This window comes from Lysinibacillus sp. RU7 (genome assembly GCF_057837305.1).
Genome location: NZ_JBYQFK010000112.1, coordinates 1 through 277 on the forward strand (window position 1 = coordinate 1; position 277 = coordinate 277).

Annotated in this window: 1 protein-coding gene; it reads left to right on the plus strand. The window is 35.4% G+C overall.

All coding sequences use genetic code 11. The features are described from left to right. The coding region (locus AC3II9_RS21745) for a response regulator (RefSeq protein WP_489158766.1) at nucleotides 1-277 on the plus strand (277 nt) is incomplete at both ends.

Genomic DNA, 277 nt, shown 5'->3' on the forward strand with positions numbered 1-277 from the left:
TGAAAATGGTTTTCAATTAGCAAATGAATTAAAAAAACTTATTCATCCACCATTGATTGTTTTTGCAACTGCTTTTGATAGCTATGCTGTCAAAGCTTTTGATGTCGATGCAGTCGATTACGTTCTCAAACCCTTTGAACAGTCTCGAGTTAATCAGGCTTTGGAGAAAGTTCAGGCAATTTTTAAGCTTCAAGCAAAAAAAGACAATTCGTTGACTGTAAATTCCCATTTCGGGTCGGAGAAAACGAAAATTATATCGATTACCAGACTGGTAATC